Source organism: Williamsia sp. DF01-3 (genome assembly GCF_023051145.1).
GTDB lineage: Bacteria > Actinomycetota > Actinomycetes > Mycobacteriales > Mycobacteriaceae > Williamsia.
This window is the reverse complement of the sequence record NZ_JALKFS010000005.1, coordinates 3725653-3742328: the sequence shown is the minus strand read 5'-3', so window position 1 is coordinate 3742328 and position 16676 is coordinate 3725653. Positions and strand designations below refer to the sequence as shown.

Annotated in this window: 15 protein-coding genes and 1 other RNA gene; 9 read left to right on the top strand and 7 right to left on the bottom strand. The window is 66.3% G+C overall.

Annotated features, from left to right (window positions below; all coding sequences use genetic code 11):
• The first annotated feature begins 135 nt into the window (after positions 1 to 135).
• The gene (locus MVA47_RS19675; protein ID WP_247209439.1) at positions 136 to 1059 is read left to right on the top strand and encodes a cobalamin biosynthesis protein; all 924 of its coding nucleotides are present in this window, start codon (positions 136 to 138) and stop codon (positions 1057 to 1059) included.
• On the opposite strand, the gene MVA47_RS19670 is transcribed toward MVA47_RS19675, so the two are convergent.
• On the bottom strand, positions 1006 to 1911 hold the full coding sequence (locus MVA47_RS19670) for an SURF1 family protein (protein WP_247209437.1): 906 nt from the start codon (positions 1909 to 1911) through the stop codon (positions 1006 to 1008). The two genes, MVA47_RS19675 and MVA47_RS19670, sit on opposite strands and share 54 nt — an antisense overlap.
• 187 nt (positions 1912 to 2098) lie before the next feature.
• Between MVA47_RS19670 and MVA47_RS19665 the strand changes: the two genes are divergently transcribed.
• Complete coding sequence (locus MVA47_RS19665) at positions 2099 to 3142, top strand: putative zinc-binding metallopeptidase (protein ID WP_247209436.1); 1044 nt, start codon at positions 2099 to 2101, stop codon at positions 3140 to 3142.
• Between the two features lie 15 nt (positions 3143 to 3157).
• Here the strand turns inward: MVA47_RS19665 and MVA47_RS19660 are convergent, their stop codons facing one another.
• A complete protein-coding gene (locus MVA47_RS19660) occupies positions 3158 to 3622 on the bottom strand; it encodes a low molecular weight protein-tyrosine-phosphatase (RefSeq protein WP_247209434.1) in 465 nt (154 codons plus the stop codon).
• A complete protein-coding gene (locus MVA47_RS19655) occupies positions 3615 to 4319 on the bottom strand; it encodes an HAD-IA family hydrolase (protein WP_374474275.1) in 705 nt (234 codons plus the stop codon). The genes MVA47_RS19660 and MVA47_RS19655 overlap by 8 nt, the downstream gene beginning before the upstream one ends.
• Before the next feature lie 30 nt (positions 4320 to 4349).
• Between MVA47_RS19655 and cobC the strand changes: the two genes are divergently transcribed.
• The 4 genes from cobC (at position 4350) to MVA47_RS19635 (ending at position 8573) form a co-directional block, all read left to right on the top strand.
• Entirely contained in the window at positions 4350 to 5417 is a 1068-nt protein-coding gene (gene cobC, locus MVA47_RS19650) for an Rv2231c family pyridoxal phosphate-dependent protein CobC (RefSeq protein ID WP_247209432.1), read from the top strand.
• On the top strand, positions 5417 to 6547 hold the full coding sequence (locus MVA47_RS19645) for a Nif3-like dinuclear metal center hexameric protein (protein ID WP_247209430.1): 1131 nt from the start codon (positions 5417 to 5419) through the stop codon (positions 6545 to 6547). Before cobC ends, MVA47_RS19645 begins: the two co-directional genes overlap by 1 nt.
• 79 nt (positions 6548 to 6626) lie before the next feature.
• Positions 6627 to 7373, top strand: a complete 747-nt coding sequence (locus tag MVA47_RS19640; RefSeq protein ID WP_247209423.1) for a zinc ribbon domain-containing protein — start codon at positions 6627 to 6629, stop codon at positions 7371 to 7373.
• A 72-nt stretch (positions 7374 to 7445) separates the two neighbouring features.
• Positions 7446 to 8573 carry a bifunctional RNase H/acid phosphatase gene (locus MVA47_RS19635; protein ID WP_247209421.1) on the top strand — a complete coding sequence of 376 codons (1128 nt, stop codon included), beginning with the start codon at positions 7446 to 7448 and terminating at the stop codon, positions 8571 to 8573.
• A 1-nt stretch (position 8574) separates the two neighbouring features.
• Here MVA47_RS19635 and MVA47_RS19630 read toward each other — a convergent pair whose 3' ends face one another.
• Positions 8575 to 9888, bottom strand: a complete 1314-nt coding sequence (locus MVA47_RS19630) for an NAD(P)/FAD-dependent oxidoreductase (RefSeq protein WP_247209419.1) — start codon at positions 9886 to 9888, stop codon at positions 8575 to 8577.
• Between the two features lie 133 nt (positions 9889 to 10021).
• Between MVA47_RS19630 and MVA47_RS19625 the strand changes: the two genes are divergently transcribed.
• The gene (locus MVA47_RS19625; RefSeq protein ID WP_247209418.1) at positions 10022 to 10900 is read left to right on the top strand and encodes a LysR family transcriptional regulator; all 879 of its coding nucleotides are present in this window, start codon (positions 10022 to 10024) and stop codon (positions 10898 to 10900) included.
• Positions 10901 to 10918: 18 nt separating this feature from the next.
• Here MVA47_RS19625 and MVA47_RS19620 read toward each other — a convergent pair whose 3' ends face one another.
• Positions 10919 to 12166 (bottom strand): SLC13 family permease, encoded by a 1248-nt coding sequence (locus MVA47_RS19620; RefSeq protein ID WP_247209417.1) that lies wholly within the window; start codon positions 12164 to 12166, stop codon positions 10919 to 10921.
• Positions 12167 to 12237: 71 nt separating this feature from the next.
• Between MVA47_RS19620 and rnpB the strand changes: the two genes are divergently transcribed.
• An RNA gene (rnpB, locus tag MVA47_RS19615) (RNase P RNA component class A) lies at positions 12238 to 12649 on the top strand.
• Between the two features lie 63 nt (positions 12650 to 12712).
• Complete coding sequence (locus MVA47_RS19610) at positions 12713 to 14125, top strand: RNB domain-containing ribonuclease (protein WP_247209416.1); 1413 nt, start codon at positions 12713 to 12715, stop codon at positions 14123 to 14125.
• Between the two features lie 15 nt (positions 14126 to 14140).
• On the opposite strand, the gene MVA47_RS19605 is transcribed toward MVA47_RS19610, so the two are convergent.
• Both MVA47_RS19605 and pip read right to left on the bottom strand, forming a co-directional pair.
• A complete protein-coding gene (locus MVA47_RS19605) occupies positions 14141 to 15664 on the bottom strand; it encodes a CYTH and CHAD domain-containing protein (protein WP_247209415.1) in 1524 nt (507 codons plus the stop codon).
• Positions 15661 to 16647 carry a prolyl aminopeptidase gene (gene pip / locus MVA47_RS19600; RefSeq protein WP_247209414.1) on the bottom strand — a complete coding sequence of 329 codons (987 nt, stop codon included), beginning with the start codon at positions 16645 to 16647 and terminating at the stop codon, positions 15661 to 15663. Before pip ends, MVA47_RS19605 begins: the two co-directional genes overlap by 4 nt.
• Positions 16648 to 16676 lie beyond the last annotated feature (29 nt).

The following is a 16676-nucleotide window of genomic DNA, read 5'->3' as shown; positions in this document are numbered from 1 at the left end:
TTCGTGATGTCGGAAGCAGTGCCCCGGGTGGGCCGGGCACCGCTGCGTCGTTGAAGCGGCACCAAGCAGGATGAGGGTACCCTCACTTGCTCTCGTCGCTGGGCGCGCCTCACCAAGTCCTAGGATGAGCACACCATGGTGACTGCTGGCTGGGACCGCGCCCTCGGGCTGACCGCGGGATATCTCCTCGACCGCATCTTCGGCGACCCGACGCGCTATCACCCCGTGGCCGGCATGGGTATCGCAGCGGGAAGGCTCGAGGGCGTCCTGTATCGCGACTCACGTTGGGCCGGAACCATGTTCACCCTCACGTGCGTGGGAGTGGTCACCGGTGCGGGCGTGATGGGCCGCCGCAGCGGGGTGCTGCCGACGGCGCTGATCACCTGGGCGACCTTGGGTGGCACCTCCCTGACGTCGGTGGGCGAGCGTCTGGCCGACTCGCTGGCGTCCGACGACCTCGAAGGCGCCCGCGCGTTGATACCCAGTCTGTGCGGGCGTGACCCGAACAGTCTCGACGCAGACGGGATGGCACGCGCCGCGCTCGAGTCCGTCGCCGAGAACACCTCGGATGCAGCAGTGGGTCCGCTGGTCTGGGGAGCGATCGCCGGGATCCCGGGACTGCTGGCGTACCGGATGATCAACACGCTCGATGCGATGGTCGGATATCGCAACAGCAGGTATACCAACTTCGGCTGGGCAAGCGCTCGACTCGACGACGTGGCGAACTTCCTGCCCGCCCGCCTGACCGCCCTCCTGGTGGTGGCGCTCGGCGACGACCAGGCCGGGGCGGCCACTGCTGTGCGTCGGGACGCATCGGCACACCCCAGTCCCAATGCGGGTGTGGTCGAGGCCTCGTTCGCGGGAGCACTCGGCGTGGAGCTCGGCGGTGTCACGGTCTACCGGCACCGGACCGAGATTCGCCCGACGCTGGGCGACGGTCGCGCTCCCACCGGCCGCGACCTGTACCGCGCCGCGGCGTTGTCCCGGCGGGTGCAGATCGGCGCCTTAGCGACCGTAGCGGTCGGACAGCTTGTCGTCCGGCGCGCTCGTCGGTCCTGAGCCGATCGGCCCACGCGCCTCCGAATGGACCACTGTGCCGGTGGACGACGCGGCCAGTGCCTCCCGCGTCCGGCGGCCCCGCTCGCGTGGCTTCTTGGGTATCGGGGCGCCGGTCTTCGCAGCTTTCCGCTGCTTGACCTCCGACCACACGAAGTAGCCCAGCCCCAACGGCGCCATCACGCCGAAGGCAAGCCATTGCAACCCATAGGAGAGGTACGGGCCTGAATCGAGCTGCGGGAGATCGATGACGCCGAGTCCACCGGGCTGGTCGTCGGTCAGCTGGAGGTATCCGGCGGCCAAAGGCACGTCGACGGCACGGCCGAGGACCACCGGGTCGATGGAATAGACCTGTGTGGCCCCGGCCTCGGTGCGCGGCTCACGCCCCGGACTGGTTCCCTCCGCCGCACGGATGCGGGCGACCAGCGTGACCTGCTCGGACGGCGGCGAGATGATCGGAGGCAAGGCCGTGCCCTGAACAGGCTTCACGTATCCGCGGTTGACCAGGTAGGTGTCGCCGGAGTTCGCCGCGAACGGGGTGAGCACCTCGTAGGCGGGCGACCCTTCGATGGAGCGCAGCCGTACCACCGCCTGCTTGTCCGGCAGGTACCTGCCGGTGACCGAGACACGGCTCCATTCGGCGTCCTCGACCGGGCGACCATCTTGATAGAGGTCTCCGATCGGAACGGGCTGGGACGACTCGGCTCGTTCGATGAGGTCGTTCTGATGCTCGGTGCGTGAGTTCTTACCCAATTGCCACGGGGCCAGCACCCAGAAGCACGCGACGGCGAACGCGATCACCACGATGGCAAGCGCGATCCATCCGGGACGCAGGAAGTTTCGCAGGACACGCACATCACCACGGTACCGAGTCCACCCACCAGGTCCGACACGGTGTCGCGTCCGATTCCCAGATCGGCCATGTCCGACGCGGCCGGACCAGCGACTACGCTCAACGCAGTGGGACGGTGCAAAAACTGCGGTCCGCCCGGCGACGGGCCGGCATCACGCCGTCATCATCACCACGAGGGGAGCGTCACCCATGCGCGATCTGGTCTGCCGTAAGTGTGGTCAGCGACTGTCGTTCGAGAACACGTTGTGCCTGAACTGCAAGAGCCCGCTCGGATTCCACATGCCGACCCGCACCATGTACGTCCTCGACGACGAGGCGACCACCGAACTCGACGGACAAAAGCTGGTGCGATGCACCAACTTCGCACTCATCTCCTGCAACTGGGTCATCCCCGAAGTCGAACCCGGCGCGAAAACACCTGCAGGCGAACCGAATCCGTCGACTCTGTGCGAGTCATGCCGGCTCACCCGAACGCGGCCCGCCGACACCGACACCACCGCGATGGAGGCGTTCGGGGTTGCCGAGACCAACAAACGCCGGGTGATCCTCGAACTGGACGAATTGGGGCTTCCCATCCGGGGCCGCGACGTGGACCCCGACACGGGCCTCGCGTTCGATCTGCTGTCCAGCGCCGAGAACCCGGTCATCACCGGCCACGCCAGCGGGGTGGTGACCCTCGACCTCGCAGAGGGCGACGATGTGCACCGCGAGCAGTTGCGGGTGTCGATGGACGAGCCCTATCGCACCCTGATCGGACACTTCCGTCACGAGATCGGGCACTACTACCAAATGGTCCTGGTCGGCTCAGGCGAACACCGGGCACGGTTCGAGGAACTGTTCGGAGACCCGGACGAGGACTACCAGGCCGCACTCGACCGCCATTACGGCGAGGGACCCCCGACGAACTGGCGCCGCAACTACGTCTCCTCCTACGCCACGATGCACCCCGCCGAGGACTGGGCGGAGACGTTCGCGCACTACCTGCACATCCGCGACACCCTCGACACCGCTGCTGCATTCGCGATGGCGCCGGCAGGAGCCACCCTCGACAGCGTGTTGCTCGGCGATGTGGGATTCGACCAGATCATCGACCTGTGGCTCCCGCTGACGTGGGCGCTCAACCAGATCAACCGATCGATGGGGCATCAGGATCTGTACCCGTTTGTACTCCCGCAACAGGTGTTGTCGAAAATGCGCTTCATCCACGGACTGATCGCACCGGCCGTGCTCTGACCGCGGGGGTCCGGGTCAGTGGCGTTCGCGCACCCACGCCAGGAGCCCCGGGACGGCGGCCTCGATCTGCTGACGAACGGTGGCGAAACCGTCGTCCGATCCGTAGTACGGGTCGGCGACATCCGGCCCATCGGCGTCGGGGTCGAAGCTGCGCAACAGCCGTGCTCGTTCGCCGACGCCCTGTTCCTGCAGCGCACGCAGATGCCCGCTGTCCATCGCCAGCAACAAGTCTGCTCCGAGGTGCTCGGGTCCGATCTGGGCTGCGGTGTGGTCGTCGTCGTACCCGGCCGAGGTCAATTCGGTACGGGCCCTGAGGTCGGCGGGATCGCCGACATGCCAGTGGCCCGTACCGCAACTGGTCACCCGGACCTGCTCCGCGAGCCCGGCCTCGTCGAGCGCATGCCGGAAGATGTTCTGCCCCATGGGTGAGCGGCAGATGTTCCCGGTGCAGACGAAGGTGACGTGCAGGCGTTCAGGCATGGAGCAACCCGCGGAGCTGGTCCACCGATTCCACAGCCCACGCCGCGTCGGTGTGCTCGTCGGACACCGCATATCCCCACCGCACGAACACTGCGGGAATGCCGAACTCGGCCGAACCGTGGACGTCATGCGAACGGTCGCCGATCATCACCACAGCGTGATCGGAGACGTCGGTGATGCCCAGGGAGGCCAGTGCGTGCCCGATCACGTCGGATTTGCTGCGGCGTGAACCGTCATCGGATGCCCCCGCGATGTACTCGAAGTGCTTGTCGAGCCCGAAGTGCTCGAGGATCCGCCGGGCGGTGGCCTGATTCTTGGAGGTCGCCACCGCGAGCCTGCGGCCGGACGCGGACAGGTCGGCGAGGAGTCCGTCCATACCGTCGAACACCGAGTTCTCCAGCCAGCCGACGCTGACGTACCGCTCGCGGTACGCCTTCATCGCGGCATCGACGGTGGGTTCATCGAGGTCGAGCCGCCGAAGGCTGTCGATCATCGGTGGCCCCGCGATCCCGGCCACCACCGACTCATCGGGTTGAGGTGCGCCCACGGTGTCGAGGGCATGGCGGAAACTCTTCTCGATTCCTGCGAACGAATCGGTGATGGTGCCGTCGAGGTCGAACAGGAGCACCGTCGACGCGGCGGCCGGGTCGGGTAGATCGGCGGGGTCGGGGAGGCTGGTGTCGATGCGCGAACTCACCAGTCCATCCTGCCCGTAGGCTCGACAACTGTGAAATCGCCGAGCGTACCGACCGGGGGAGAACACCGAGTTCCTGCGGGGCAGCTGCTCACGGACCTTGCTCGTCACGGCGACCGTGACGCCGAGCCCGGACTCGTCGACTTCGCGGTCAACGTGCGCGGCACCACCCCCGACTTCCTACTGCGAGCGCTGAACGCCCGCATCGGTGACCTCGCCCGCTATCCCGGGGTCGACGATGAGCGACGGGCCGTGGAGGCCATCGCCAGGCATCACCGCCGCGACCCGTCCGAGGTCTTGTTGCTGGCCGGGGCTGCCGAGGGTTTCGCGCTGCTTCCGCAGTTGCAGCCCCGGCTGGCGGCTCTTCTGCAACCCTCGTTCACCGAACCCGAGCGCGCCTTGCGCTCAGCGGACGTCGCGATCGAGCAGGTGGTGCTCCCGCCGCCATGGAACCTCGACCCCGATCTCGTGCCCGAGTCCGCCGACCTGGTGGTGCTGGGCAACCCCACCAATCCCACGTCCGTGCTCCACCCCCGCGCCGCGATCGACGCCCTGCGACGTCCCGGTCGCGTCGTCGTGGTGGATGAGGCGTTCGCCGACATCGTGCCCGGGGAGCCGGAGAGCCTCGCGGGTGATCGTCTCGACGGTGTGGTGGTTCTGCGGAGCATCACGAAGACATTTGCACTCGCGGGGCTGCGCGCCGGTTACCTCCTGGGCGACCCCTTGTTGCTGCGCCGGCTGGCCCGGGCCCGACCGCACTGGCCACTGGGGACGTTGCAGCTGGTCGCGCTCGAAGTGTGTGCGGGCCCCGAGGGTGCTGCGTACGCGGCGGCGCAGGCTGCCGAGGTACAGGCGCATCGCGCCTCGATGATCGCGGCACTGCGGGGAGCAGGTGTCGAGGTGATGGGACGACCTTCGGCTTCGTTTGTCACGATCGCGGTCCCGAACGGCACTGCGTTCAAAGAACGGCTGCGCGATCATGGTTATGCGGTGCGCAGCTGCGCCAACTTCGTCGGGATGGGGCCGGACATGCTCCGGCTCGCGGTCCGCGACGAGAGCATTGTCTCCGGGTTGATCGATGCGATCGGAAAGGTGGGCTGATGACCGGCCTTGCAGACGTGATCGAAGTACTCGAACGGGCATACCCGGTACGGCTCGCCGAGGACTGGGACTCGGTGGGTCTGGTGTGTGGTGACCCCGTCGAGACGGTTGGTTCGGTGCTCTGCTGCGTGGACGTGACCGACGCGGTGGTCGACCTCGCCGTGGCCGGAGGGGTCGACCTCATCGTGGCCCACCACCCTCTGCTCCTCCGTGGCGTCGACACGGTGGGCGCCCATACCCCCAAAGGCCGGCTCATCCACCGGCTGATCCGGAACGGGTGCGCGCTGTACACCGCACACACCAACGCGGACTCAGCATCCCCGGGGGTGTCGGACGCGTTGGCCGGCGCGCTCGGGCTGATCGACCTGCGGCCGCTCGATCCGAAACCTGCTGCGGCCATGGACAAGTGGTCGGTGTTCGTTCCCGCCGCCGAAGCCGCCTCCGTACGGGAAGCGATGTTCGCTGCGGGAGCCGGCCAGATCGGGGAGTACAGCCACTGCTGCTGGAGTACGTCCGGAACCGGACAATTCCTTCCCAGCGCAGATGCGGACCCGGCGGTCGGTGCGCGCGGTGAGCTGACCCAGGTTGCCGAAGACCGTGTCGAGATGGTTGCACGCACATCGGTGCGCGCAGCCGTTCTCGGCGCGCTGCGAGCAGCCCATCCTTACGAGGAACCGGCCTTCGATCTCATCGAGATGGCCGCAGGGATCAGTGGGGAGGGACTCGGCCGGGTCGGTGAGCTCGCCGGACCGCTGACGCTGGGCGCGTTCACCAAGCTCGTCGCCGACGCCCTGCCCGTGTCGACGTCAGGGGTACGCGCCGCCGGTGATCCCGAACAGGTGGTCCGGACCGTTGCAGTCTGCGGTGGAGCGGGCGATTCGCTGCTCAGAGCCGCGCGGGCCGCCGGAGCGGACGTCTACGTGACAGGGGATCTACGCCATCACCCGGTCGACGAACATCTGCGCGGGGGTGGTCCGGCGCTCATCGACGCCGGTCACTGGAGCACCGAGTTCCCTTGGTGCGAGCAGGTTGTCGATCTCCTGGATGCCGAGCTGCCGGGGCTCTCGGCCACCGTGTTCGCCAACCCGACTGATCCGTGGACCGTTCACCGAGGGGGTCACGGCGGATGAGGGCGGCGGGAGCTGAACCGAGTGGGTCGTCGCAGACCGCGTACGGTTGCACATCCATGCATCAAACGAAAGGGCACTGGTGAAAGCAGACCCGGCCAGCCAACGACTCATGTTGGACATCGCCGACATCGATGCCGAATTGCACCGCATCGCGCATCGGCGGGCAGTCCTCCCAGAGAACGCCGAGTTGAGCAGGCTTGCCGAACAGCTGCAGACCCAGCGCGACGAGGCAATCCGCGCCCAGATCGCCGCCGAAGACCTGCTGCGGGAATCGCGCCGGCTCGACAACGAGATCAACTCGATGTCGATGCGCGAGGCCAAGGACAACCAGCAGTTGGCGGCAGGCAATCTGCCTGCCAAGGCACTGACCGAACTCGAGCACGAGGTCGCCGGGCTGATCCGTCGACGGTCCAATCTCGAGGACGAGATGCTCGAGGTGATGGAGCAGCAGGAAGCGGTCAGCGCGGACGAGCAGCGCGCATCGGCGATGACGGCCCACACCCAACGGCTGATCGACGACGCCACGGCCCGCCGCGAGGTCGCGTTGGCCGAGATCGCGGAGACAGAGGCTGCCGCGCAGACCAAGCGTGACGCGATGCTCGAACACGCCGACGCCGATCTCATGGCGATCTACGACCGGCAGACGAAAGCTGGAAGGGTCGGAGCCGGCTTGCTCCGGGCCGGCCGATGCGGCGGATGCCGCATGGAGTTCGACCGCGGTCTGCTCGGCCGCATCGCCGCCACCCCGGCCGACGAGGTCGTCCGATGCGACGAGTGTGGCGCAATCCTGGTACGCACCAACGAATCCGGTCTGACCCGGCAATGACCGCGGCGTCTGTGCGCTCGACGACATCGCACGCGACGACAGTGCACCGTCGGCACGAAGGGTGAGGGACCGGTGAAGGTGATAGCGGAGGCAGACGGGGGCTCACGCGGCAACCCCGGTCCGGCCGGTTACGGGGCGGTGGTGTTCGACGCCGACCACTCTGCGGTTCTCGCGGAACGCAAAGAGGCGCTCGGGGTGACCACCAACAACGTGGCCGAATACCGGGGTCTCATCGCGGCGCTCACAGCTGCTGCCGAGCTCGGGGCCGCTGACGTCACGATGCGGATGGATTCCAAACTTGTTGTCGAGCAGATGTCGGGCCGCTGGAAGATCAAGCATCCGGACATGATCCCGCTGGCTCGCGAGGCCAAGAGATTGACCGAACGGTTCGACAACGTCGAGTTCGTCTGGATACCGCGCAACCAGAACGGGCACGCAGATCGACTGGCGAATGAAGCGATGGACGCCGCTGCAGGTCTGACGCCTGCCGCGTCGCCTGCATCCGACACCGACACCGACACCGGCACAACGGAAAAAGCGCCGGCGACGTCGCCGGGGTGGACAGGCGCGCGCGGCGCTCCCACACGTCTGTTGCTGTTGCGGCACGGCCAGACAGCGCTGTCGGTCGAGCGTCGCTACTCGGGTAGGGGTAACCCTGAACTGACCGAATTGGGCCGCGAACAAGCAGCACTGGCCGCCAAGCGGCTGGCCTCGCGGACCCCCTCGGACGTCAGTGCTGTGATCAGCTCTCCGTTGGGCCGGGCCAGGGAGACCGCCGAATCAGCCGCCACCGCATTGGGTTTGCCGGTCACGGTGCACGACGGTCTGATCGAGACCGACTTCGGGGCGTGGGAGGGTCTGACGTTCCGAGAGGCCGCAGAGCGCGATCCCGAGCTCTTCAAGACCTGGCTCGGTGACACCAGCGTCGCTCCGCCCGGGGGCGAGAGTTTCGACACCGTCACCGAACGAGTGCTGCAGGCGCGGTCAGAGATCGTCGCAGACAACGGGTCGTCGACTGTTCTGGTGGTATCCCATGTGACACCCATCAAGGTGTTGCTGCGTTCAGCGCTCGATGTGGGTCCGTCGATTCTCTATCGACTGCACCTGGATCTGGCATCGTTGAGCCTCGCCGAGTTCTATCCCGACGGCGGTGCGTCGGTGCGACTGGTGAACGACACCAACCACCTCGGCGAGATCTGACTCAACTGGCCTTGCGGCGACGTTGCTTCTCCGCCGGCATCCGGTCGGCCTGATCGAATCCGGGGCGGTTGCTGCCCACGAAGGCGAAGAGCCACGAGGCGATGGCCGCGAACCGGTTACGGAACCCCACCAGGTAGAACAGGTGCACTGCCAGCCACGTCAGCCAGGCGATGAAGCCGCCGAACCGGATTCGCTCGTTGATGGCCACCACCGCGCTGAAGCGGTTGATCACCGACATGCTGCCCTTGTCGAAGTATTGGAACGGGGTGCCCGGCTGCTTCTTTCGGCTGATGATGTCCGCAGCGTGGCGCGCCTCCTGCATGGCGACCGGGCTCTGACCGGGGTAGCCGTTCAACGACGTCATGTCGCCGATGGCGAATACGTTCGCGTAGCCACCGACCGTCAGGTCGGGGTTGATCAACAGCCTGCCGGCGCGGTCGATCGCGCTTCCGGTGACCTCGGCGAGTACGCCCGCGAAGGCGCTTGCCTGCACTCCGGCCGACCACACGATGGTGTCGGCTGCGATGCGGCGCGTTGCCGCCCCGTCGCCGATCTTGACGGTGACGCCTTCTGAATCCATCTCGGTGACAAAGGCGTTCAGTACCACCTCGACACCGCCACGTTCCAGGGCCTTCTGCGCGTAGGCGGACAGCGAACCCCCGTACACGGGGAGCGCGGCCCCCGCGCCCTCGACGAGGTAGACCGAGACGTCGTCGAGCTTGTAATAGCGCGTGGCCAATTCGCGAATCTGGCCGGCCACCTCCACGCCGGTGGGGCCGGCGCCCACCACCACGAAGCTGAGCAACCTGCGACGCAGGTCCGGATCGTCCGTGCGCGCGGCCTCCTCGAAGCAGCGTCGGATCTGTGCGCGAAGACGGGTGGCATCGTCGATCGTCTTGAGCGCAAAGGAATATCGTGCGAACTCGTCACGACCGAAGTACGACTGGGTGGCACCTGTGGCCGCGATCAGATAGCGGAACCGGACGGTCTGGGCTGCGCCCTCTCCGCGGAATGTGAGGAGCCCGGCATCGGGATCCACCGCGGTCACCGTTCCCAGCCGCACCTCGATGTTCTTGTGGCGACGGAGGATGCCGGCCACGTCCGGGGCGATCTCCTCGCTGTTCAGGACGCCGGTGGCAACCTGGTAGAGCAACGGCTGGAACAGGTGCTCGGGAGTGCTCGAGACGAGGACCACCCGCAGACCCGACTTGGCGAGCCGCTGCGCTGCGGTGAGCCCACCGAAACCCGATCCGACAATGGCGACGTCGGCGTCGAGTTGCTGATTCGTGCTGGTCGTTGCGAAAGGTGCGTCCATGATCCTTTTATCTCCTGGGTGCGACATCTGCCAAGTACAGCGTCGACTCATCAAGGACTAATCCCTCTTCAGCCACTGATCAAACGAATTCTAAAGATAGGACTTATCGCGATTCGGCATATATGCTGCTCACATGGAGCTTCGCCAGTTGACGTATTTCGTGGCTGTCGCCGAGGAGCTGAGCTTCAGCCGGGCGGCGCAGCGCTGCTTCATCTCGCAGTCGGCAATCAGCCATCAAGTTGCCCGGCTCGAGCACGAGCTCGGGTCCAAGTTGATCGAACGGTCCACCCGGGCCGTGCGGCTGACCGAGCTGGGCGCGCAGGTACTCCCGCTCGCCAGGCAGATGCTGGGCATCGAATCGATGATCACGGCCGCGGCTCGGGCGCCCGGTGGCCGCGTACGGATGGCGGCGAACATGTCGTTCGCTCAGCAGTCGCTGGCCGCGATAGCGCAACTGCGCACCGAGCATCTCGATGTCGAGATCGAGTTCATCATCAAGAGTTTCGATCAGCGCATCGAGGCGGTGCTCGGTGGCGACGTCGACCTCGCGTTGATCCGAGGCGACATCGAACGCCCGGGCCTGGCGGTGCAGCGACTGTGGGTGGACGATCTGGTGGTGGCGATGTCGGATCGGCATCCGCTCGCGGGCACCGGTGACGTTCCGTTGTCCGAACTGGGCGCCTATCCGCTGTTGTTGCCGCCTGCGCGCGATCAGGTGTTGTTGCACAACGTGATCCGGGATGCGTTCGACCGGCACGGACTGGATCGCCCTCGTCAGGCGCCGCCGTTGCCGGTGGATCACACGGCCACCATGGAGCTGCTGAACCACCCCGACGAATGGACGGTGCTGTACGAACGGATGCCGCTGGCGGGTATCGCCTTCACGCGGGACCGCGAACGCGCACTGAGGGTTCCGGTGTCTGCTGTTGTTCGTTCACCCGGTGCGCATTCGGAGATCGTGGACGATCTGATCGCGACGCTGCAGGCCGTACACAAGCGGACCGAAGCGTAGCGGGAGCTCGACCAGGCTTCAGGTCACCAGCCAGAGTGCCACCACGGAGGCGACGAGGGCGGCGGGAACGGTGAGCAGGCCGACTGTGGTGAATTCCTTGACCGTCACGGATTGACCGCCGACCCGGACGAGCTTCAGCCACAACATGTTCGCCAACGATCCGAGATAGGTGAGCGTCGGGCCGATGTTGACGCCGAGCAACATGGCGAGCACCAGCGGAGTCGGGCATCCGGCACCGAGCGCGGCGAGCATCAGCAGGGTTGCGGGAATGTTGTTGATCACGTTGGCGATCACTGCTGACACGGCTGCGACAAGCAGCAGGTCGAGCAGGCCGGTTCCGTTTGGGAGGAACTCGGCGAGCCGGGAGCCCAGTGCGCCGTCGGCGATCCCGACGACAAGCACACCGAGGGCAAACACGAAGGCGAGGAATCCTGCGTTTGCCGACCGCGCGATCTCGACCACGGAGGTGCTGCGTGCGCGAATTGCCAACGCCGCCATCACCGTGGCACCGAGGACGGCAAACCACACCGGTTCGATACCGATCACCGAACTCAGCCCGAACAGCAACAGTGTGGCGGCGAGTACGGCCAGGGCTGCTGCGGGGGCGGGACCGGGTTCCTCGGTGTGTTCTGGACGCGGGAGGGTCTCCAGGTCGTCACGGAAGTACCAGCAGAACAGTATGTATTCGACTGTCACGATCACCAGCCACGGCAGCGCCATCAGCAAGGTGAACTCGACGAAACCCAGGCCTGTCGCGGCAAATGCCAGCAGGTTGGTCAGGTTCGACACCGGCATCAGCGTCGATGCCGAGTTCGCCAGGGTGAGAGAGGCGTAGCTGTACGGACGTGCGGCCACCTGTAGCGTCCGGGTCATCGACAGGAGGACGGGCGTCAGCAACAACACGGTTGCGTCGAGGCTCAGGGCGGCAGTGGTGAGGGCGCCGGCCACGAAGACGAAACCGAGGAGCCGGTACTTCGGCGCCGGCGTGCCTGCGGCCGGAACCGATCGGCGCGCGATGGTCCTGGCGAGCCAGGTGAAGATCCCCAGTGCGGCACACGCGTGCGACAGCACGAGCAGGGCCGCCAGGAACAGGACGGTCGGTGACAGGGTTCGGATCTCGGCCCAGGCCCGATCAGGTGCCACTGCGCCGATCGCGATCGCGAGTCCGGCCGCCGGAACTGCGGCTGCGGCCTCGGGTAGCCCTCGCGGCCGCCAGACAGCAATCCCCAGCGTCGCGACCAAGAGCACCAGAGCCGCAACATCCACGCGATGATTGTTCCCTGCGCCCGGTCGGGTGGACCAATCGGACAGGAGGGAACGTACAGTGATGGAGCGAACGAGTCGGCCGGGCGGCCGCGATCGCGGGAACAGTTGCCTCAGCGACCTGCCCGCGGTCGAGGAAAGTCCGGACTCCACAGAGCAGGGTGGTTGCCAACAGCAACCCGAGGTGACTCGCGGGACAGTGCCACAGAAAACAGACCGCCGGCGAAAGCCGGTGAGGGTGAAACGGTGCGGTAAGAGCGCACCAGCATCACGGGTGACCGTGATGGCTCGGTAAACCCCACCCGGAGCAAGGTCGAAGGTCGCATCAGGCAACTGGTGCGGCTGCGCAGGTGTTCGAGGGCGGCTCGCCCGAGCCTGCGGGTGGACCGCTCGAGGTACCCGGCGACGGTGTACCCAGATGGATGGCCGCCATCGGCGACCGCAAGGTCGCCGGTACAGGATCCGGCTTACAGGCCGGCTCGTTCGCCCACATCCGAATGTTTGCCCCGACAAGCCGTTGCCGGGGGAGCCCGCCGTTAGTCTTGGGCGGTGCAACGCAGACTCCGCGCAGCGGACATAGACTTCGGCGCCATCCGGACCGACCTGGGCTTGTCCGAGGACTTCGGCGCCGCCGCACAGGAACAGGCGCAGAACGCAACCGACCGGCTCGCCGATTCCCGCGCCGACCGCACCGACCTCCCACTGGTCACCATCGACCCGCCCGGTTCGGTTGACCTCGATCAGGCGGTCCACATCATTTCCGACGGTGACGGCTTCGTAGTGCACTACGCCATCGCAGACGTCGCCGCGCTCGTCCCTCCCGAGGGGCCGTTGGATCAGGAGACGCGCCGGCGAGGGCAGACCGTCTACTTCCCCGACGGGAACGTGCCGTTGCATCCTCGGCCGCTCTCGGAGAACATCGGGTCGTTGCTGCCCGATCAGACGCGGCCCGCGGTGCTGTGGCGGATCACCGTGGACTCCGCTGGGGAGCCGACGTCGGTGGACGTGCACCGGGCGTCAGTGCGTTCGGTGGCTCGGTTGGACTACGCAACGGTGCAGAGCGACGCAGACACAGGTCGTCTGCACCCGTCGATCGCGGCGCTGCCCGCCTTCGGTGAACTTCGCAGCAGACTTTCGATCAGCCGCGGTGCCATCGAATTGGGGTTGCCTGAACAAGAGGTCGTCCGCGAGCCCGGGGGCGGCTGGCAGCTGGTGGTGCAACCCCGCACCCGCGCCGACATGTGGAACTCGCAGGTGTCGCTGCTCACCGGGATGTGCGCCGGCCAGATGATGCTCGACGCCAAGACCGGGCTCCTGCGGACCCTGCCCGATGCCCGTCCGGAAGACGTGGACAAACTGCGTGCATCCGCCTCTGCTCTGGATGTGCCCTGGGCGCAGGGTGTTTCGGCGGGCGCCTTCTTGGCCGGGCTCGATCCGGCCGCTCCGAGCACCCTGGCACTGATGTGGGATGCGACCACTCTTCTGCGTGGCAGTGATTATCTGGCGATGTTGGGAGAGATCCCGCCGGACGCGGTCACCGACCACGGCGGTATCGCCGGTGTGTACGCGCATGTGACGGCACCGCTGCGCCGGCTTGCCGATCGTTTCGCGACAGAGGTGTGCCTGGCGCTCGCGTCGGGGGAGTCGATTCCTCCATGGGTTCGCACGGCGCTGCCGACTCTTCCCGATGTGATGCGGAGTTCGAGTTCGGTTGCCGGCAAGGCCGACCGGGCCGGCCTCGATCTCGCCGAGGCGATGCTGTTGTCGAGCCGGGTGGGCGAGAGTTTCACTGCCACAGTCCTGCACGGGAAGCGGGGTAACCGTCACGCTCAGGTCTTCATCTCTGACCCAGCGGTGTTCGGCAGCTGTCTCGGCGACCCGCCGGAAGGCACTCGGATCCAGGTGAGGCTGACCGAGGCCGACCCTCACGAACCGACGGTGGTGTTCACCGCCGTGCCGTGATGGTCGGCCACGCGATCACCGAGCCGAGCGGATCTTGTCGTACTCGGCGAGCGCAGCCTTGGCCGCGAACTCCTCACGTGCGTCGAGGCGTCCGTAGACAAAGGCATCAGCCGGGGTGATGCCGGATGCGGATGCCAGCGATGCGAGGTGCTCGCGACTGACTTCTGCATCGTGGAAATCGCCCAGCACGCTCTGTTCACCCTTGGCGACCTTTGCGACCTTGCGGTGTTTGTTGCTCTGCAGTTGCTCACCCGATTCGGCGCTGTACCGCAATTGCTTTGCGCGTTTGCGGATGGTGTGGAGTTGCTCCACCCATTCAGGTGTGCCGTCGGTGAGTTCCTCGAGTTTGCGTTGAGCCTTCTCGACACGCTTGGCGCTGCGTTTGATCGCGTGGTCGAGCGCGTCGGCGGCGGTGAGTTCTGCATCCTCGCCGGCTTCCGGCTCGGCGATGGTGCGGTCGAGCTCTTCGAGCAGCTCGAAATAGCGCTTCGAGCGCAGGAAGTCGATGGCCAGTTCGAGTGCGATGCGGTGCGTTTCGCGCTGGTCATCGATCAGTGCGGTGACGATCGACTCCGATGCCTTTTCGTTCTCGAGCAGGTGTTCGTTGCGTTCGAGTTGTACCTCGGCGTCCCGGGCTTCGCCGAGAACTGCTGCGAGATGCTTCAGCTCGCCGCCCAGATGTTCGGCCGTGTCAGCGGACAGCACATGCGGGAACGACTGCAGCACGCTACGCGCTCGTCTGGTTGCCACCCGCATCTGATGCACAGAATCGGGCGCATTCTCGCGGACGAGGGGATCCTGAGCGATCAGGTGGTCGCGGTGCTCGGCCAGCTCCGAGATGACGAGCTCGAGAGCGCTGGGCTTTTTCCCGATGGAGTGGGCCTTGCCCGTGGGGGTCGGCCCGATCGTCCTGGCCAACTTCGATGCACTGGACGCGGTGCGGGCTCCATTGGCGCGCAACAACTTGTCGGCTTTCTTGAGCAGCTTCTCGTTGCCGTTGACCAGTTCGAGTTCCCACTCGTTCCAGCTCTGGGCATGTCCGCCGGGAAGCAACGACTGGGCGGTCACGTTGTCGTCGCAGAGGACGGCCAGCACGTTGTCGTCCACGTCGCGCAGTTCGGTGATGTGCCGCACGGTGGCGATCGTCGCGATGGGGATCAGGCGCCGACCTCGGACGTGAACACCGACCTGGTCGGCCAATGCGTGGGGCACCACGGCCGCGAAATGGTCGGTCTGCGTTTCGGTGCTGGCGTCGGTCACCGCGTCCAGCGGGGCGTGTAGCTCGCGGCGGCCATTGCTGTTCGCGGGGGCGGGACGCTTGAGATGCCAGCCCTCGTCGTGTCCTCCGGCCCGTCTGCGCAAGGTGATCTTGTTGCTGGCCAGATCGAGAGCTTCGGTGTCGTAGTAGGTTGCGTCCAAATGCTCGACCACCGGCCCGGACACCGAATGCACCACGTCGAGAGTGGTCAGATCGGGTACGGACGCTCCGGCATTCAGGTCGTACTTGAGTTCGACTTCCAGAACCTCGTCGGCGCTCACCGGGTTCTTCCCTTCTGTTGGTCGAGACCGGCAAAGCGGTCGGTTGCTTCGATCAGGTGGTGGCGGATACCCGTTTCGAACGAGGCATGCCCGGCATCGTCCACCATATGCAACTCGGCCGCAGGCCATGCGCGGTGAAGGTCCCAGGCGCTTCGTGCCGGGCACACCACGTCGTAGCGACCCTGGACGATCACACCCGGAATGTGTGCGATCCGATGTGCGTCGCGCAGCAGTTGCCCCTCGTCGAGGAAACCCCGGTGCGTGAAGTAATGGTTTTCGATTCCGGCGAAAGCGAGTGCATAGCGTTCGGAGTCGCCGTCCTCGTCTGCGTCGGCGCGCTGAGGAAGTAGGTAGCTGGTCGATTTCTCCCACGTCGTCCACGCCACTGCGGCCCGCACCGCTGCGGTGCGATCGTCGCCCGTCAACAGCCGGTGGTAGGCCTCGACGAGGTCGCCGTCGCGGTCCGACTCGGGAATCGGCTCGAGGTACGACTCCCACAGATCCGGGTAGATGTTGGCGGCACCGCCGTTGTAGTACCAGTCGATCTCGCTGCGGCGCAGCAGGAATATCCCACGGAGTACCAGCTCTGTGACCCGCTCCGGATGCCGCTGTGCGTAGGCGAGGCCCAGCGTCGACCCCCAGGAACCGCCGAACACCTGCCACCGGTCGATCGCCAACTCCGTACGCAACTTCTCCATGTCGGCGATCAGGTGGGCGGTGGTGTTGACGGACAAGTCGGCGCCGTCGGCGATGTGCGGCCGGGACTGCCCACATCCCCGTTGGTCGAACAAGACGATCCGATAGGCGTCGGGGTGGAAGAACTGTCGCTGATTGGGAGACGTACCGCCGCCCGGACCGCCGTGGACGAACACCACGGGTTTGCCGCCCGGGTTGCCGCTCTGCTCCCAGTAGATCTGTTGCCCGTCACCGACATCGAGATGTCCGGAGGCGTACGGCTCGATGGCCGGATAGAAATCGCGCATCCGACCACTATGCCGGTCCGCCCGCGGAC

What these genes read in the sequence shown, in the direction of transcription:
- MVA47_RS19675 (WP_247209439.1), top strand. Translation starts at nt 136, where the DNA reads ATGGTGACTGCTGGCTGGGACCGCGCCCTCGGGCTGACCGCGGGATAT.
- MVA47_RS19665 (WP_247209436.1), top strand. Translation starts at nt 2,099, where the DNA reads ATGCGCGATCTGGTCTGCCGTAAGTGTGGTCAGCGACTGTCGTTCGAG.
- MVA47_RS19660 (WP_247209434.1), bottom strand. Translation starts at nt 3,622, where the DNA reads ATGCCTGAACGCCTGCACGTCACCTTCGTCTGCACCGGGAACATCTGC.
- MVA47_RS19645 (WP_247209430.1), top strand. Translation starts at nt 5,417, where the DNA reads ATGACCGGCCTTGCAGACGTGATCGAAGTACTCGAACGGGCATACCCG.
- MVA47_RS19630 (WP_247209419.1), bottom strand. Translation starts at nt 9,888, where the DNA reads ATGGACGCACCTTTCGCAACGACCAGCACGAATCAGCAACTCGACGCC.
- MVA47_RS19625 (WP_247209418.1), top strand. Translation starts at nt 10,022, where the DNA reads ATGGAGCTTCGCCAGTTGACGTATTTCGTGGCTGTCGCCGAGGAGCTG.
- pip (WP_247209414.1), bottom strand. Translation starts at nt 16,647, where the DNA reads ATGCGCGATTTCTATCCGGCCATCGAGCCGTACGCCTCCGGACATCTC.